The organism is Ruegeria sp. SATB045 (assembly GCF_059613525.1).
In genome coordinates, this window is the sequence record NZ_JBXWSR010000012.1 from 393,844 (window position 1) to 410,135 (window position 16,292).

15 protein-coding genes and 1 pseudogene are annotated in these 16,292 nt (G+C 60.1%); 13 read left to right on the forward strand and 3 right to left on the reverse strand.

Going from position 1 to position 16,292, the window contains the following annotated elements:
• Positions 1-450: a hypothetical protein gene (locus AC2FNR_RS03710; protein WP_496848062.1), complete on the reverse strand. Its 450-nt coding sequence runs from the start codon at positions 448-450 to the stop codon at positions 1-3.
• 95 nt (positions 451-545) lie between these two features.
• On the opposite strand from AC2FNR_RS03710, the gene AC2FNR_RS03715 reads away from it, so the two are divergent.
• The gene (locus AC2FNR_RS03715) at positions 546-1,562 is read left to right on the forward strand and encodes an AraC family transcriptional regulator (RefSeq protein WP_496848063.1); all 1,017 of its coding nucleotides are present in this window, start codon (positions 546-548) and stop codon (positions 1,560-1,562) included.
• 7 nt (positions 1,563-1,569) lie between these two features.
• Here AC2FNR_RS03715 and AC2FNR_RS03720 read toward each other — a convergent pair whose 3' ends face one another.
• Positions 1,570-2,457 carry a LysR family transcriptional regulator gene (locus AC2FNR_RS03720; protein WP_496848064.1) on the reverse strand — a complete coding sequence of 296 codons (888 nt, stop codon included), beginning with the start codon at positions 2,455-2,457 and terminating at the stop codon, positions 1,570-1,572.
• A gap of 329 nt (positions 2,458-2,786) precedes the next feature.
• Here AC2FNR_RS03720 and AC2FNR_RS03725 point away from each other — a divergent pair, with 329 nt between their 5' ends.
• From AC2FNR_RS03725 to AC2FNR_RS03780, 12 genes and pseudogenes are all read left to right on the forward strand, one after another.
• Positions 2,787-4,889, forward strand: coding sequence for a 3-hydroxyacyl-CoA dehydrogenase NAD-binding domain-containing protein (locus tag AC2FNR_RS03725; protein WP_496848065.1), 2,103 nt, complete (start codon positions 2,787-2,789; stop codon positions 4,887-4,889).
• 3 nt (positions 4,890-4,892) lie between these two features.
• Positions 4,893-6,071: an acetyl-CoA C-acyltransferase gene (locus tag AC2FNR_RS03730; protein ID WP_496848067.1), complete on the forward strand. Its 1,179-nt coding sequence runs from the start codon at positions 4,893-4,895 to the stop codon at positions 6,069-6,071.
• A 13-nt stretch (positions 6,072-6,084) separates the two neighbouring features.
• A complete protein-coding gene (locus AC2FNR_RS03735; protein ID WP_496848069.1) occupies positions 6,085-7,281 on the forward strand; it encodes an acyl-CoA dehydrogenase family protein in 1,197 nt (398 codons plus the stop codon).
• Between the two features lie 13 nt (positions 7,282-7,294).
• Positions 7,295-8,416, forward strand: a complete 1,122-nt coding sequence (locus AC2FNR_RS03740) for an acyl-CoA dehydrogenase family protein (protein ID WP_496848070.1) — start codon at positions 7,295-7,297, stop codon at positions 8,414-8,416.
• 2 nt (positions 8,417-8,418) lie between these two features.
• Positions 8,419-8,844, forward strand: a complete 426-nt coding sequence (locus AC2FNR_RS03745) for a PaaI family thioesterase (protein WP_496848072.1) — start codon at positions 8,419-8,421, stop codon at positions 8,842-8,844.
• Complete coding sequence (locus AC2FNR_RS03750; RefSeq protein WP_170754374.1) at positions 8,841-9,629, forward strand: oxepin-CoA hydrolase, alternative type; 789 nt, start codon at positions 8,841-8,843, stop codon at positions 9,627-9,629. The genes AC2FNR_RS03745 and AC2FNR_RS03750 overlap by 4 nt, the downstream gene beginning before the upstream one ends.
• A gap of 2 nt (positions 9,630-9,631) precedes the next feature.
• Positions 9,632-10,636 carry an NAD(P)H-dependent flavin oxidoreductase gene (locus tag AC2FNR_RS03755; RefSeq protein ID WP_496848074.1) on the forward strand — a complete coding sequence of 335 codons (1,005 nt, stop codon included), beginning with the start codon at positions 9,632-9,634 and terminating at the stop codon, positions 10,634-10,636.
• Between the two features lie 113 nt (positions 10,637-10,749).
• The gene (locus AC2FNR_RS03760) at positions 10,750-11,451 is read left to right on the forward strand and encodes an SDR family NAD(P)-dependent oxidoreductase (RefSeq protein WP_496848075.1); all 702 of its coding nucleotides are present in this window, start codon (positions 10,750-10,752) and stop codon (positions 11,449-11,451) included.
• On the forward strand, positions 11,448-11,696 hold the full coding sequence (locus AC2FNR_RS03765) for a CoA transferase (RefSeq protein ID WP_496848077.1): 249 nt from the start codon (positions 11,448-11,450) through the stop codon (positions 11,694-11,696). Before AC2FNR_RS03760 ends, AC2FNR_RS03765 begins: the two co-directional genes overlap by 4 nt.
• Complete coding sequence (locus AC2FNR_RS03770) at positions 11,665-12,360, forward strand: CoA transferase (RefSeq protein WP_496848078.1); 696 nt, start codon at positions 11,665-11,667, stop codon at positions 12,358-12,360. The genes AC2FNR_RS03765 and AC2FNR_RS03770 overlap by 32 nt, the downstream gene beginning before the upstream one ends.
• A gap of 116 nt (positions 12,361-12,476) precedes the next feature.
• Entirely contained in the window at positions 12,477-13,955 is a 1,479-nt protein-coding gene (locus AC2FNR_RS03775) for a class I adenylate-forming enzyme family protein (RefSeq protein ID WP_496848080.1), read from the forward strand.
• A 33-nt stretch (positions 13,956-13,988) separates the two neighbouring features.
• Positions 13,989-14,284 (forward strand): annotated as a pseudogene (locus AC2FNR_RS03780) (transposase family protein); the annotation flags it as partial.
• A gap of 71 nt (positions 14,285-14,355) precedes the next feature.
• Here AC2FNR_RS03780 and AC2FNR_RS03785 read toward each other — a convergent pair.
• Positions 14,356-16,191 carry a sigma 54-interacting transcriptional regulator gene (locus AC2FNR_RS03785; protein ID WP_496848082.1) on the reverse strand — a complete coding sequence of 612 codons (1,836 nt, stop codon included), beginning with the start codon at positions 16,189-16,191 and terminating at the stop codon, positions 14,356-14,358.
• Positions 16,192-16,292 lie beyond the last annotated feature (101 nt).

The following is a 16,292-nucleotide window of genomic DNA, read 5'->3' on the forward strand; positions in this document are numbered from 1 at the left end:
TTACTGGTTGAAACGGGTGATCAGCACCCCGTAGCGCTGTTTCGAGCGCATCAGCCGAAAGGTCATCCTGGTCAGAAACAGAAACCGTCCCAAGGGCGAGAGCCTTTCAAGATTGCCGCTCAGCACTTCTTGGAACCGCGTCTCGTCAAACGCCACGAACGAGGTCTGATCCGGGTGCTGCCCGGTGATCGTGCGCCAGTTGCGATCCAGTTCAAGCAGAAAGGTTTCGCGCTTGTCATTCGAAAATCCGTCTGGCACCGCAATGGAACAGGATGATGATCGTGACCATTTCCGATCCGTGATCGTGTGCTGGGCATCGGCCACGTTCCAGATCACGGTCAGCTTGTGGGCGCCAACATGTTGCCGGTAGAGATCCCGCAACGACGCCTCAAGCTGTTTGATCTGCTTAAGCGATATTTGACCGTCCTGAATGGCGATAAGTGATCTCATGATGTCCTCCCACCCTAAAACGACCAGTGGGCGGGGGATATGTCGATGTCACGTCCTGCCAGTTTTTTGACATTTTCCGCCAAACGCAGTAGCCAATGAGGATGATTAAACCTGACCAGACACGATTGCCGGGCAGTATCCGTATTTTGTGTGAGGCCGCGCCCGGGTTCGGCGTTTGTGCCGAAAATTGCCTGGAGGAAACGGGTCTGACCCTGTTCGAATTGTACGATTCCGCGACAAAGGTGACGATCGGGCAGGAATTGACGGCGATCCGGAATTTCCTGCGTCACAAACCCTACGAGCCCGGTCTTGGCATCGGAATTGGCCGCCGCATCCGACCCGAAACACTGGGGATCTGGGGTTATGCCCTGTTGTCCAGCCCGACGTTCCGTGCCAGCCTCGCCACTGCGATGGACTATGCGCGCCTGTCATTCATGATCGCACGGATGGACCTGGTCGAGCAGGGCGACGAGGCGCTGATCACCTTCGATACATCGCCGTTGCCGCAAAACCTGCGAAAATTCCTACTGGAGCGGCACCTGACCGTTCTGTTCAACTTTGCCTCTGTCTTATTGCCTGAAAGTCTTGGGGCGGCGACGACGTTTCGCACCATGGAATATGACGCAGGTTTTGCCACCGTATTGAACCGGGAACTTGGGCTGGTTGTCGAATGCAGCAACCGAATGAATGCGGTGGTGATCCCTCGGTCGCTGCTGGATTTGCCCCTGCCGCAACATGACCCCGAGAAGCTGGCCATGTGCCTCAAGCAATGCGAGGCGCTTCAGGGCAGCGGCACGCAGAACACCTGGACGGCGCAGGTTCAGGATGCGATTCTGTCGGATATCTCGAACGCGCCGACGATCAAATCGGTGGCTCAGACCCTAAAGACCAGCGACCGGACGCTCGCCAGGCGGCTGGCCGAGGAAGGGTCAAGTTTTCGTACCATTCTTGTCCGGGTCCGGCTGGCTATCGCGCATGAGTTGCTGACGACCACCAACCTGAGCGTATCCAAGGTCGCTTGGCGCGCGGGCTATGCCGAACCGTCAAGTTTCGTGCGCGCGTTCACAAAGGAGTACGGATACACGCCGGGCAAAGCAGGGCGGAATATTTGAGTGGGTGTCAGCTGAACTGTGCCTTCTGGTTGGCGAAGCACAGTGCCAGATAGTCATACACTGCGCGAATACTGGGGTTTTCGTGCAATTCGGGGTGCGCGGTCAGCCAGATCTCCATTTCGATCAGAGGTTCTTTCTCTAGAACGTGCACAAGGTCATGATGGCGCGCGGCGTGAAGGCTGTAGATCGGGCCAATGCCCAAATGGGCGCGAACGGCCCGCATCACCCCCAGAACATTGCGCAGACGCAGCGCCGTATTGCCATGGCGGGTGACGGCGTCGACTTCGGAAGCGAACCTGCGCGACCCTTCGATTGCGATGGTGCGATGATCGGACAGATCGGCAATGGTCTGTGGGGCACCGAACTTTTCGACATAGGTCACCGACGCGTAATAGCCGACTTTCATCACGCCGACTTTCTTGGCTATCAGTTCTTTCTGGGTCGGGCGTACAAGCCGGATCGCCACATCCGAATTCCGGTTGAGAAGGTCGGTCAAACGATTGTCAGTGACCATTTCAATGGAAATTTCGGGGTAGGCTGTAACAAACTCGGGCAGTTGATCGATAAGCCATGCATTTGTGACGGCCTCGGTTGCGGAAATCCGCACGGTGCCCCCCAGAGTGTCTTTGCCTTCCCAGGCGTTGCTTTCGATTTTCTTGGAGGTCAACTGCATCTGCTGAGCGATAGCCTGCAGGCGCTTGCCCGCCTCGGTCACTTTGAAATGCCGCGGGCCGCGCACCAGAAGCTGTGCGCCCAGCTGTTCTTCCAGCGCTGCGATGCGGCGACTGAGCGTAGGCTGACTGATCCGCAGACCGATTGCGGCCTGTGTCAGACTGCCGACCTCGACAGTTGCCAGAAAATCGCGGACGCCGTTCCAGTCCAGCGGTTCATTCATCGGTGCTCCGATCGCTATTGCGCCCGTTTGAAACTGCAAAAAACCACTGCAAGATGTCAGAGAGTGCAGGGGCGCAACAGCTCAATACACTATTCATTTTTGAATGAATGCTATACTTAAGCGGCAATTTCCCGTCAAAAAAGAATATGCATCATGGTGTAGATGATCCGTCAGCGGGTTGAGCAACCATAGGTGGAAACGGGAGGACCACCAATGGTATTGCGGATGCAGCCGACACCCGACGCTACACAGGCCGGGTTGTGGCGGACGACCAATTCCTCCCAAATGATCGCGCAAGCGAAACGAGCACAGCAAGGAATCATGACAGTATGACGCGCCCCATTAGCCTGGAATACAACGGCGAGGTTGCCGTCATTCAATCCGACAATCCGCCCGTGAATGCCTTGTCGCATGCGGTTCGGTCCGGGCTGCAGGACGCCTTTTTACAAGTGATTTCAGAGGGTAAGGCCCGGGCGATTGTTCTGATCTGCGAGGGCCGCAGTTTCTTTGCCGGCGCCGATATCCGGGAATTCGGCGGCCCGATGCTAGAGCCGGTTTTGCCAGATCTGATCAATCAGATTGAGTCCTGTCCGATCCCTGTTGTGTCGGCGATTCACGGCACTGCCCTTGGTGGCGGCCTCGAAGTGGCGATGGGCACACATTACCGCGTGACGGCCGACTCGGGCCAGTTGGGTTTGCCCGAGGTTAATCTGGGGCTTTTGCCGGGCGCGGGCGGCACGCAACGCCTGCCGCGTTTGGTGCCGATGGATGAGGCGGCTGGCATGATTACCGGTGGTCGGCCGATCAGGGCGCAAAAGGCGATTGAGATCGGGCTGGTCGACAAGGTGGTGCCCCTGGCCGATTTGCGGGCTGAGGTGCTGGCTTTTGCGCAGGCTTTGATCCGCGACGGGAAAAGCCCCAGACCCACCAGCGCAAATGACTGCGATCAGATGAATGCGAACCGGTTTGTGGCCCTGTCCGACAAGGTGCGAAAATCGGCGCGCGGATCGGTTGCGCCATTAAAATGCCTTGAGGCGCTTGAGGCCGCCGTGCTGTTGCCCTTCGATGAAGGTCTGGCGAAAGAACGGGCGCTGTTTCTGGATCTTGTGCAAAGCGATCAGCGCGCGGCCTTGACCCATGCATTCTTTGCCGAACGGCAGGTGGGCAAGCTACCGGAAATCAAAGGGGTCAGCCCCAGGGACATTGCCACTGTCGGGGTTGTTGGTGGCGGCACGATGGGGGCGGGCATCACTGTATGCTCTCTTTTGTCCGGCCTTGACGTGACACTGATCGAACGCGACGCCGAGTCCGTTGATCGGGCAACCTCAACCGTTTTAAAGCTGCTGATGGGGGCCGTGAAGCGTGGCAAGCTCAGCCAGCAGGCCTATGACGCGATCCTGTCAGGCAGCTTCCGCGCCTCGACCGACTATACGGATCTGGCGCAGGCTGATCTGGTGGTCGAAGCCGTGTTTGAAAGCATGGAGGTCAAGAAAGAGATTTTTGGCACGCTAGATCAGGTCTGCCGTCAGGGCGCGATTTTGGCATCGAACACCTCATATCTGGATCTGAACGCGATTGCGCAGATGACAGGCCGGCCTGCTGATGTGATCGGGTTGCATTTCTTCTCACCCGCCCATGTGATGCGATTGCTCGAAGTTGTGGTGGGTGATGCCACGGCCCCGGATGTGACGGCGACGGGCTTTGCGCTGGCCAAAAAGCTGGGCAAGATCGCGGTGCGCGCGGGGGTCTGTGACGGGTTCATCGGCAACCGTATTCTGTCGCAGCATCAAAAGGCGAACAACCCGACGGTTCTGGCCGGGGCCAGCCCGTTTGACGTCGACGCGGCGCTGACCGGGTTTGGTCTGGCGATGGGGCCTTTTGCCGTGGGCGATTTGGCCGGGCTGGATATCGGCTGGGCCAACCGCAAACGTCTGGCCCCCACGCGCAACCCCGGAGAGGTCTATCCCGAATTCGCCGACCGCCCGTGCGAGATGGGCCGCTTTGGCCGCAAGACGGGCCGGGGGTTTTACATCTATGACGATGCAGCGCCCAATGGCCGCCCCGACCCCGAGGTCGAGGAGATCATCGCCGAAGAGCGCGCGGAAAAGGGCATTGATCCACGTGCGATCGACGCGTCAGAGATCGTGGACCGCTATATGGCAGCGATGGTGAATGAGGCCGCGCGGATTGTCGAAGAAGGCATCACGCTGCGGCCGCTGGACGTGGATGTGACCTTGCTAAACGGCTACGGCTTTCCACGCTGGCGCGGTGGGCCAATGCAGTATGCCGACACCGTTGGTATTTCCAAAATCCTGTCTGATATTAACCGCTTTGCCGAAGACGACCCGCAGTTCTGGCAGGCGGCCCCATTACTGGAACGTCTGGCGCAAGAGGATCGTTCCTTCGCTAGCCTGAACACCCAAGGAGAGTAGCCGATGAAACAAGCTGTCATCGTATCCACCGCCCGCACCGGGCTTGCCAAGTCTTATCGCGGGGCGTTCAACGAAACGCACGGCGCGACCATGGGCGGCCATGTCATCGAACATGCGGTCAAACGCGCCGGTATCGACGGGGCCATGGTTGAAGACGTATTCATGGGCTGTGGCTATCCCGAAGGCTGGACCGGGGCCAATATCGGGCGACAGTCCGTGCTGCGCGCAGGGTTGCCAGTGACGACCTCGGCCAGCACCGTGAACAGGTTCTGTTCCTCGGGCCTGCAAACGGTGGCCATGGCCGCTCATGCCATCCTGATGGAGGGGGCCCCGGCCGCGATTGGTGCCGGTGTTGAAAGCATCAGCCAGATGCCTCCGACCCGCCCGCCGCAATCGCGCGAGGCGTGGCTGGAGGCGCATAAGCCCGACGTCTACATGGCGATGATCGAAACGGCGGATGTGGTCGCCAAACGCTATGGTATCAGCCGCGAGGCGCAGGACGAACTGGCGCTAGAAAGTCAGAAACGCACAGCTGCGGCGCAGGCCGCCGGCAAGCTGGATGACGAGATCGTTCCGATCACCGTCACGCAGGCGTTCAAGGACAAGGAAACCGGCGAGGTGACCCGCAAAGATGTGACCTTTGCGATGGATGACTGCAACCGCCCCAACACCACGCTTGAGGGCCTGTCCAGCCTGGCCCCGGTGCGCGGCGACGGGCAGTTTGTCACCGCAGGCAATGCAAGCCAGCTGTCGGATGGGGCGGCGGCGCTGGTCCTGATGGACAGCGATGTTGCAGCCCGCGAAGGGGTGGAGCCTCTGGGCGCGTTCAAGGGGTTTGTGGTTGCGGGATGTGAGCCAGACGAGATGGGCATCGGCCCGGTCTTTGCGGTACCGCGCCTGCTGGAGCGTCATGGGCTCAAGGTCTCGGATATCGACCTTTGGGAGTTGAACGAAGCCTTCGCAAGCCAGGCACTGTATTGCCGGGACCGGTTGGAGATTGATCCGGCGATCTGCAACGTCAATGGTGGTTCGATCTCGATCGGGCACCCCTTTGGCATGACCGGGGCGCGCATGACGGGCCACCTGCTGATCGAGGGCAAGCGCCGTGGCGCAAAGCTGGGCATTGTGACCATGTGCATCGGCGGCGGCATGGGTGCCGCGGGCCTGTTCGAGATCTTCTAACAAAGGCGCTGCAATGGATCTGACTTACAGCACCAAAGACGAGGCTTTTCGCGCCGAAATCCGCGCCTGGCTGAAAGATACCCTGCCCAAAGACCTGTCCGAAAAGGTACGTCTGGGCAAACGCCTTAGCAAAGCTGACATTGAACTGTGGCACAGCTTGTTGAACGCGCGGGGGTGGCTGGCGCCAAACTGGCCACGTGCCTGTGGCGGATGTGAATGGAACGCCGTGCAGCGGCATATCTTTGAAGAGGAATGTTGTCTGGCCCATGCGCCGCGCAACCTGCCTTTTGGTCTGAGTATGCTGGCCCCGGTGCTGCTGGCCTTTGGGTCCGAGGCGCAGCGTCAGCGTTTCTTGTCGCGTATTCTGGATGGTCAGGATTGGTGGTGCCAGGGCTATTCCGAACCGGGAGCGGGGTCGGATCTGGCGGCGGTCAAGACACGGGCTGTGCGGGAGGACGATCACTATGTGGTCAACGGACAAAAGACCTGGACCACGCTGGGCCAGCACGCCAACTGGATTTTCTGTCTGGTGCGCACCGACCCCGATGCCATAAAGCAAGAAGGGATTTCCTTTCTGCTGATCGACATGAACACGCCGGGCGTCACTGTCCGTCCGATTGTTCTGATCGACGGCGAGGCCGAGGTGAATGAGGTGTTCTTCGACGATGTCCGCGTGCCCGTCGAGAACCTTGTGGGCGAGGAAAACAAGGGCTGGACCTATGCCAAATACCTGCTGACCCATGAACGCACCAATATCGCAGGCGTCGGGTTTTCGAATGCCGCGCTGGCGACGTTGAAAAAAGTGGCCGGTCAGGTGCAGTCAGGCGGGCGGCCGCTGGCCGAGACGCCGTTGTTCGCGGCGCGTATGGCGCAGGTTGAAATCGACCTGATGGCGATGGCCATGACCAATCTGCGGATGGTGTCAGAGGCGGCCAGCGGCAAGGCACCGGGGGCCGAAAGCTCGATGCTCAAGATCAAGGGGACGGTGATCCGGCAAGAGCTGACCTCGTTGCTGCGCCGCGCCATCGGACCTGACGCGCAGCCATTTCAGAGCGATTTCCTGAACGGCGGCCACAACGCCGAAGAACTTGGCCCGGAACACGCCGCCGGGGCGGGGCCGAACTATCTGAACATGCGCAAATTGTCGATCTTTGGTGGCTCGAACGAGGTGCAGCGCACGATCATCACCAAGTCGATCCTGGAACTGTAACGGAGCCCGTCAGATGGATTTCAATCATACCGAAGAACGGGTCATGCTGCGCGACACGCTGCAGCGGTTTCTGGGGGACAGCTATACGCACGACCATCGTCGCGCGGTGATCGCCTTGGAGCGGGCCTATGATGAAACGGTTTTCAGCGCACTGGCCGAACTGGGCGTTCTGGGGGCCTTGTTCACTGAAGAGCAGGGCGGTTTTGGGGGCCACGGGTTTGACCTGTCCGTGGTGTTCGAGGAACTGGGCCGCGCAGGTGTGATCGAGCCGCTGCTGTCCGCCCTTCTGTCGGGCAGCATATTGGCGGGGATGGGCCGTGACGAACTGGTGGCAGAGATCATCACGGGCGAGCAGATCATCGCTCTGGCCCATGGTGAGACGGACGCGCGCTACGACCTGAACCATGTCGCGACCACCGCGCAGGCGCAGGGCGACGAACGGGTGCTGACCGGGACCAAGACCAATGTGCTGTTTGGCGCGCAGGCCGGACATCTGATCGTCAGCGCCCGCGAAAGCGGCGATGTCTGGGACGAGGCCGGGACATCCCTGTTTCTGGTCCCGATTGACGCTGAGGGTCTAACAGTGGTCGATCATCCCAATCTGGACGGCACTTCGGGCGCGACCGTGACGCTGCAGCAGGTGCGTTTGGACCCCGCCGCGCGTCTGGGGCAAGCAGGTGCGGGTTTTGCGGCAATCGAAGCTGCGGTGGCCCGCGCCCTGACCGCGCTGAGCGCCGAGGCGCTTGGTGCGATGGAGGCCGCCCGCGATCTGACGGTTGCTTATCTGAAAGAGCGCAAGCAATTCGGTGTTCCGATTGGCAAGTTTCAGGCCCTCCAGCACCGAATGGCCGATATGCTGATCGAGATCGAGCAGGTCCGCTCGGGCGTCATTCTGGCCGCCGGTCATCTGGACGGGCCCCGCCCCGAGCGGGAGCGCCATGTCAGCGCCTCCAAGAACCTGGCGGGACGGGTGGCAGCCCTGGTCGCGGAAGAGTGTATTCAGATGCATGGAGGGATCGGGATGACGGACGAATATGCTCTGTCACACTATGCGCGTCGGCTGACCATGATCGACCATCAGTTCGGCGACGTGGACCATCACCTGATGCGGTTCACCGCGTTCGGCGCGGAATAATCATGGCGGATACCGAATTGAAACGCTGGCCGCTGAAACTGGCGCAAACGCTGGGGTATTCAGTGGGGTTTAACCGCGAAACCCAACAGGCCTTTTGCGGGTTGGAGATGGGTGATCTGCACCGGAACCCACGCGGGACCATTCATGGGGGCATAATGGCAACGATGCTGGACACGGTTGGAGGGTTAACGGCCAGCCTGTCCGAAGACCCAGACTCGGTGATGCCTGCTCTGACCATGACGCTGACGATCAACTACGTGTCCGCAGTGGCCTCGGGGCGGTTGCGCGCTGTGGGGCGGGTGACGGGTGGCGGCCGTAAGAGCAAGTTCGTCGATTGCGAATTGCGCGACGAGGCGGACGCGCTGATCGCGACTTCGACCGGTGTGTTCAAACTATTGCCCGACCAGCGGGCCGGAGGAGGCAAATGACTGATAATGTCAAAACCGAGCGGCGGGGCCATGCGCTGATCATCTGGAACTGTAACGCCGCTATGCGCAACGCGCTGACGCCTGCCTATTATGACGGGGTGATTTCCGGGGTGCAGGAGGCCGCCGCTGATGATGGCGTCGCGGCAATCGTTCTGGCCGGTGAGGGTGATTTCTTTTGCGCCGGGGGTGACCTGAACGCGCTGCAGGAACGTCGCGCCCTGACCTATGAACAACGGCAGGACAAGATCGACAAGCTAGGCGATGTTATTCGCAGCCTGCGTACCAGTCCAAAGCCCGTTGTCGCCGCGGTTGAAGGCGGCGCAGCGGGGGCGGGTGTTTCCATTGCAATGGCCTGCGACATGATCGTGGCGGCTGAGCAGGCGAAGTTCACACTGGCTTATGTTCGCGCCGGGCTGGTGCCCGACGGGGCCGTCACCTATGCGCTCAGCCGGGCTCTGCCCCGTGCCACGCTGGCGCGTATGGCGATGATGGCCGAGCCGCTCGGGGCCAGCCGACTGTTGGATCTGGGCGTGATCACCGAAACCACCCCCGCGGGCGAAGCGCTGGCGCGCGCCTGCGCGCTGGCCGATCGCTTGTATCAGTTTCCCCCGCAGGCACTGGCCGAGATCAAGCAGTTGCTGAATGCCGCCGAGTCCTCGGATTTCGAAAGCCACCTGACACGCGAGCGGGACGCCATGGCGCAGGCTCTTGGCGGGGATGAGGCCCTGACCGGCATCACCGCGTTTCTGAACAAAAAAGCCCCGATTTTCCGCGAAGGAGATTGAAATTGGCCCAGACTGCCACCCGACCAAAAATGTTTGATACCCCAGTGACCCGCACCTACGGCACCAGACTGCCCGTGGTCGCCGGTGGCCTGCAATGGCTGGCCAATGCCGACTATGTCTCTGCGGCGGGCAAGGCGGGGATCCTCTCGTTCATCACAGCCGCCTCGTTCCCCGAGACCGGCGATCTGCGCTCGGAGATCCGCCGATGCCTCGACATGTGCGAAGGCGCGCCGTTTGGGGTCAACGTTTCGATGATCCCGAAGCTGGTGCCAGGTGAAAAGACCGAAGACATCTTTCGCCTGATCGCCGACGAAGGCGTGCGGTTTGTCGAAACATCCGGGCGCAGCCCCGAGGCATTCATGCCGATCCTCAAGGATGCGGGGATTGTCACCCTGCACAAGGTGCCGTCGCTGCGCTATGCGGTTAAGGCGGAACAGGTGGGCGTCGACATGGTCTCGATCGTGGGGGCGGAATGCGGCGGGCATCCGGGCCTGGATATGGTCGGCAGCATGGTCAATGCCGGTCTGGCGGGCGAACGCCTGACGATCCCGTGGCTGGTGGGCGGTGGGTTCGGCCACGGCAAACAGGTGACTGCGGCGCTGGCGATGGGCGCCTCGGGTGTGGTCATGGGCACGCGTTTTCTGGTGGCCGAAGAGTTGCAGGCCCATCCCGGTTACAAGCAGGCGCTGATCGACGCGTCCGAACTGGATACGGCCCTGACCATGCAATCGGTGCGCAACACCGTGCGCAGTCTGCGTAACGAAACCACCGCTATCGTGTCGCAGCTGGAGCGTGACAATCCCGACATCGGTATCGGCGGCCTGATGGAACATGTCGCGGGCAAGATCGGTCGGAAGGCCTATGAAACGGGGGACGTGTCGCGTGGGATTTTGTCGGCGGGCCATGCGTTGGGATTTGTCGACCGGGTCGAGCCTTTTGCAGCCATCGTTGACCGGCTTGAGGCCGAAGCCCTTGGCGCGTTGTCGCATCTGGGTGCGGTTGCCTGAGCACGCGCATCCAGCATTCACATGTGAATAGTAAGAATATGAATTTGGGCGTTACTACCTGATTTTGAATTTAACTATAGTCAAGTTCAAGACAGGACTCACGGAGGAAGGCGATGCCTTCAGCGGAAAATCAAAAGCCGGTCGCCTTGGCAATCGGGGCGGGGGACGGGATCGGGGCGGCGTTTGCGCGCCGGTTTGCCCGGGCCGGGTATCGCGTGGTCATCGCGCGACGGGATGCAGAGAAATCCGCCGCGCTGGTGGCCGAGCTGGCCGCCGAAGGGCATGAGTTGCACGCCTTTTCGCTGGATGCGCGAGACGAAGATCAGGTTGTGGGCTTTTTCGACAAGGTCGAGGCCGAGATGGGCCCGATCGAGGTGGCACTTTACAATGCCGGATCGAACTCGCCCTTTCCGTTTCTGGAAACCAAATCCACCATGTTCCGCAAAATTTGGGAACTGGCCTGTTTCGGCGGTTTCCTGACCATGCGCGAGGCCGCCTCTCGCATGGTGCCGCGCGGCAAGGGGACGATCCGCCGCCATCAGGATCTGCACGAGATCTACGGTCAGGCCCCGGTCGCAGTCGATGTGGCGCGCGCATATTTTCTGCGGATGGCGCAGAAAGCCGCGCGACAGGTCATGACCGGCGCGCCTTATCTGCTGGGTGAGACATTCACTCTGGCCGATATCTTGCTTGTCACCTGCCTGCGGCTTGCCGATCGCATGGGGGTCGAGCGTCCGGCCGAATTCGACGACTATTTCCAAAGACTGACAGGCAGACCCGCCTTTCAGGCAGCTATGAAAGCGAACCACACATGACCGATGAGATGCAGAAGACCGGCCCCTTTGCCGGTATCAAGATTGTCGACGTGACCACTGTGATCTCGGGGCCGTGTTCAATCGGTATCCTTGGCGATCAGGAGGCGGATGTGATCAAGGTGGAACCCCCCACAGGCGATATCATGCGCGCCCGGGGCAAGGTGGCGGGGTTCACCCCGGCCTTTGTATCGTGCAATCGGGGTAAGCGGTCGGTTGCGCTGGGACTACAAAAAGCGGGTCTATGATCCGGTGGTGCAGGCCCTGTCGGGGCTGGCCGATATGCAATCTGATCCTTTGACCGGTCGGCCCAAGATGATCCGTTCAGTCGTGGTGGACAAGATCACCGCTGTTTGTGCAGCGCAGGCTGTTTCGGCGGCGCTCTACAGCCGGTCGGTGACGGGGCAGGGGCAGCATGTGGAAGTCTCGATGCTGGATGCGATGCTGAATTTCAACTGGGTCGACGGCATGGCGCCTGTGGCCGTTGTCGGCAAGGAAGAGGACGCTTCCAACACCCCCCATGACATGATCTTTCCCATCTCGGACGGCTTTGTCACGGTCGGGGCAATCTCGGACAAGGAATGGGTGGGTCTGTGCAAGGCGATGGACCGCCCTGACCTGATCAAAGACCCACGATTTGCCACCCCCAGCCAGCGCGAAATCATCCGTCAGGAACGGCTGGAACTGATCGAAGAGGTCGTTTCGACCTGTGCGACGGCCGAACTGCTTGCCTCGCTCGAATGGCATGATGTGCCCTGCGCGCCCGTGTTGCGCCGACATCAGCTGTTCGACGATCCTCAGGTGTTGCACAATGAGGTGGTCGAAGTGGTCGATCAGCAAGGTCTTGGCCCCGTCCGTCAGGCGCGTGATGGGGCAAAGTTCTCCAACCATGTGCCGCGTCCGATCACGTAGGCTCCGGCCCTGGGCGAACATACCGAAGCGGTCCTGCAAGAGTTGGGTTTTAGCATGGCGGAACGTGCAAAGGCTGAATAACCTGCACGGAACATTGCGGCAAAAAGGAAAGCCTCGTGAAGCGCATTCATGACATCCTGTTGAACGGCGCACCGGACGCGGTTGCGATTGTCGATCATGACGGCACTGCGTTTACCTATGGCGCGTTGCAGGCGATGATCAAGGACGCCGCTGCGGGTTTGACCCGGCATGGGGTGCGGGGCGGCGATCGGGTCCTGGTGCTGGCCGAAAACAGCGTGACCTTTCTGGTCGCCGTTATGGCGCTGAGCCGGCTGGACGCGTGGACGGTTCTGGTCAACGCGCGGCTGACCGCGGCCGAGGTTGATCGCTTGATCGACCTGTCCGAGGCACGCTGCACGGTGTTCACACCCGAAGCCTCTCCGGCCTCGGCGGGCCATGCCCGGCGAATGGGGGCCACTCAGGTGGCCACGCTGGATTGCGGCGCGTTCATGTTGTCGCCTCTGCGCGAGGTGCCAATCGAGCCGGTGCAGGCGGGTTCGGATCAGACGGCGGTTCTGATTTATACCAGCGGCACGGTGGGTGAGCCCAAGGGCGTGATGCTGACCCATGGCAACCTGTGTTTCATGTCTCAGGTCTCGGGCGATATGCGGCGGATCACGCCGCAGGACGTGACGCTGGCGGTGGTGCCCGGAACCCATATCTTTGGTCTGACCTCGGTCTTTCTGGCGGCACTGGCCAAGGGCTCGGGCCTGATTGCAATGCCGCGGTTTGAAGTCGCGCCGGTGTTGGATGCGATCCGGTCGGGTGTGACCATCCTGCCCGCTGTGCCACAGATTTTCGCCGCCCTGATGGCTGAGCTGGGGCATGATCCGGCCCGGATTACCCCCAACAGGCTGCGCTTTATCTATGCCGGAGGTGCGCCGCTGGACCTGAGCCTCAAGCATGAGGTCGAGGCCCTGTTCGGCCAGCCGCTGCACAATGGCTATGGGCTGACCGAAGCCTCGCCCGGCGTTGCCGCGACCCGACTGGATTATGTGCGCAACGACAGTTCCATCGGTCTGCCTGTTCCGGGGGTCGAGGTCCGCATTCATGCACCCGACGATCAGGGAGTTGGCGAATTGCAGCTGCGCGGCCCAAACGTGATGAAGGGTTATTTCCGCAATCCCAAAGCCACCGAACAGGCGATGACGGCGGATGGGTTCCTGCGGTCGGGCGATCTGGCGCGGCAGGATGCCGATGGGGCGTTGCATATCGCGGGACGGTCGAAAGAGCTGATCATCCGTTCGGGGTTCAACGTCTACCCACCCGAGGTCGAGGCGGTGCTGACCGCCCATCCCGCCGTCACGCTCAGCGCGGTGGTGGGGCGCAAAGTGGACCGCAACGAAGAGGTTCTGGCCTTTGTCGTCGCCCGCGCGCCCGTGACCGAACAGGAACTACGCGCCTGGGTGCGCGACCGTATGGCGGCCTACAAGGTGCCCTCGCGGATTGGGATTGTCGCGGCTTTGCCGCAGGCCGCAACCGGCAAGATTCAGAAGAACAAACTGCTGACCGACCCGGCCTATGCGCTGGACTGATCCTGCTTCCCGGGCGTACCGGTAGCTCAGACTGGGGACAAGTTGCGAAGCTATTTCAAGCCGATCCGCGATCTTGCACCGGGCGGGGCTCACCGAGCACACAAAGGGTTGGACAACCGGATCGAAGGATCACACAGACCCACTCGAAAGTGTGAAAAGCTCAGGGGGCGCTTCAAGTCGCCAAAACAGGCGCCAAGGTTTCTTGCCACCCACGACCAGTCCAACACCAATTTTAGACCTCGCCGCTATCAACTCTCCATCGTCTCATTCCGTCACGCCAGAACCGAAGCTTTCGGCCTCTGGGAGGTTATATTGCCGAAATGAACGTCTGGCAGGAACCGGCCCCACTCCTCTCAATCACGCGCAAAAAAGTTGGCAACGCCGTCCTGACACTAGTTAGTTACTCCCATTCGTTGTCTGTAATGCTCATGGTTTTTAAGCGCGAAGTCAGAGTAGTTGGCTTCATTCCCAAAAGTGCGGCTGCTCCGTTTGCTCCGGAAACCTGTCCACGAGTTTCGCGTAGTGCAGAAACTAGATTTTCGCGGATCAGGTCCTGCATCTGCGCTTCGGTACGTACAGTGGGGTTCAACGCGGTTTCGAAGGTCTGGCCGGCAAGTTCGATCACCATTTTTGCATCCTGCGATACGATGGCGGCACGCTCCATCACGTTGTGGAGCTCCCTTACATTTCCTGGCCAGTTATAGCCTAACAGTTTTTGCACACCGTGTTCGGTCAGTTTCGGGACCGGGCGGTTCAGTCTTCGGCAGGCAATTTTCAACAAGTGCAGCGATAGTGGAGCTATATCCTCGGGACGGTCGCGCAGTGGTGGGCAGGTGATTGGAAAAACACTGAGAAATAGAAATAGGTCTTCGCGGATGCGGTCCGCCCGACGCGCCTGTGCTTCGGTCAATGCCGTCGCGGCGATAACCCGGATATCGATGGGCTTTTCCCGGGTGTCGCCTAGACGCTGAACTTTTCCATTTTGCAGCGCTGCCAGGAATTTTCCCTGTATTTCGAGTGGTAGTTCCTCGACATCGTCTAAAAACAGGGTCCCTCCATGGGCCAGCTCCAGCTTGCCGGGCTTGTCCCGAGTGGCCCCGTTGGGGGCGCCGCGAACTTGGCCGAACAGTTCCGCTTCGACCTGCTCCGGCGCGACAGAGCTGCACTTGAAATGGATCAGCGGACGTCGGGCGCGTGCGCTGGCCTTGTGAATTTCGGTCGCGACTAAAGATTTGCCGGTTCCCGTTTCGCCCGAGATCAAAACGGTTGCGTCTGTTCCGGCTACCAGATCAATGCGAGTCACGATTTGCCGGATCGCCGGAGATATTCCGATGATATCGTGATGGGCACGCTCGGACGTGATGGCTTCTTGCAGATACGCGTTCTCTTGTTCCAGCCGGTCGCGCAGGGCGGCAACCTCGTCTAACGCTTCGCGCAGCTTTCGTTCGTTTTCTTTTCGTTCAGTAATGTCACGAAAGATGACCACAGCCCCCGCCAAAACTTGTTGATCATAAATAGGGGTCGAAACATATTCGACCCGGATTGGCTTGCCGTCCTTGCGCCAGAACACCTCGTCCTCTATGCGGTGCACTTGTTCAAACCGGAACGAACGGTAAATCGGACACTGTCGTGCGGGATAGATTTCACCGTTCAGGTGGTGATGGTGAATCATGGAATGGATGTCTTTTCCCAGCAGGTCTTCGGTCGTCCATCCCAACATTTCCTGCGCGGCGCGATTGACGAATGTGGTTTTGCCCTCGGCATTGACACCATAGATCCCTTCACCGGCAGCGTTCAGGATAAGTTGGTTCTGACGTTCAAGTTCGGCAAAGAAGCCTTGGGTGCGCTGCCATTCGACAAGGCCGCCTCGAAAGGTCTCTGCCGTGGCCGCTTGTTCGGCCCTGCGATCCAGCATGTCCAAATTGGAAATCGTCATCATCACCCAACCCGGTTTTCCTGGCATCATTCGGGCGCGCAATTCGCAGCGCAATGGCTCCTTAAACGCTGTTGTCAGCGGCACATCGCGTGTCCAGCCCTCGGTCCGGTGGTCGACCTCTTCCATGAAGACGATAAACTGAGGCAGCGCATCGCCCAAGTAGTAGGAAAATGGCAGCGGAACTGTGCCGCCCAGCAAATCGGTGGCGTGACGATTCCAGTCGACAATTCGGTCAGCCGACGTGTCCAGAACCAAAGCTGCTTCGGGCAAGGCTTGCAGCAGGGAATCGGAGGAAAGCAAATCGAGCGTCATGCTACCAAAGTAATGCCGCAGTGCGGTCCGAGAATACGAGATTTCGTAATTTACGAAATCTCGTAATTTTCATCTGGGGGAAGCCATAT

Bases quoted from the DNA above. Each gene is read 5' to 3' on its own strand.
- AC2FNR_RS03710 (WP_496848062.1), bottom strand. From the start codon at position 450: ATGAGATCACTTATCGCCATTCAGGACGGTCAAATATCGCTTAAGCAG.
- AC2FNR_RS03725 (WP_496848065.1), top strand. From the start codon at position 2,787: ATGACGCGCCCCATTAGCCTGGAATACAACGGCGAGGTTGCCGTCATT.
- AC2FNR_RS03750 (WP_170754374.1), top strand. From the start codon at position 8,841: ATGACTGATAATGTCAAAACCGAGCGGCGGGGCCATGCGCTGATCATC.
- AC2FNR_RS03720 (WP_496848064.1), bottom strand. From the start codon at position 2,457: ATGAATGAACCGCTGGACTGGAACGGCGTCCGCGATTTTCTGGCAACT.
- AC2FNR_RS03730 (WP_496848067.1), top strand. From the start codon at position 4,893: ATGAAACAAGCTGTCATCGTATCCACCGCCCGCACCGGGCTTGCCAAG.
- AC2FNR_RS03715 (WP_496848063.1), top strand. From the start codon at position 546: ATGAGGATGATTAAACCTGACCAGACACGATTGCCGGGCAGTATCCGT.
- AC2FNR_RS03735 (WP_496848069.1), top strand. From the start codon at position 6,085: ATGGATCTGACTTACAGCACCAAAGACGAGGCTTTTCGCGCCGAAATC.
- AC2FNR_RS03760 (WP_496848075.1), top strand. From the start codon at position 10,750: ATGCCTTCAGCGGAAAATCAAAAGCCGGTCGCCTTGGCAATCGGGGCG.
- AC2FNR_RS03745 (WP_496848072.1), top strand. From the start codon at position 8,419: ATGGCGGATACCGAATTGAAACGCTGGCCGCTGAAACTGGCGCAAACG.
- AC2FNR_RS03765 (WP_496848077.1), top strand. From the start codon at position 11,448: ATGACCGATGAGATGCAGAAGACCGGCCCCTTTGCCGGTATCAAGATT.
- AC2FNR_RS03740 (WP_496848070.1), top strand. From the start codon at position 7,295: ATGGATTTCAATCATACCGAAGAACGGGTCATGCTGCGCGACACGCTG.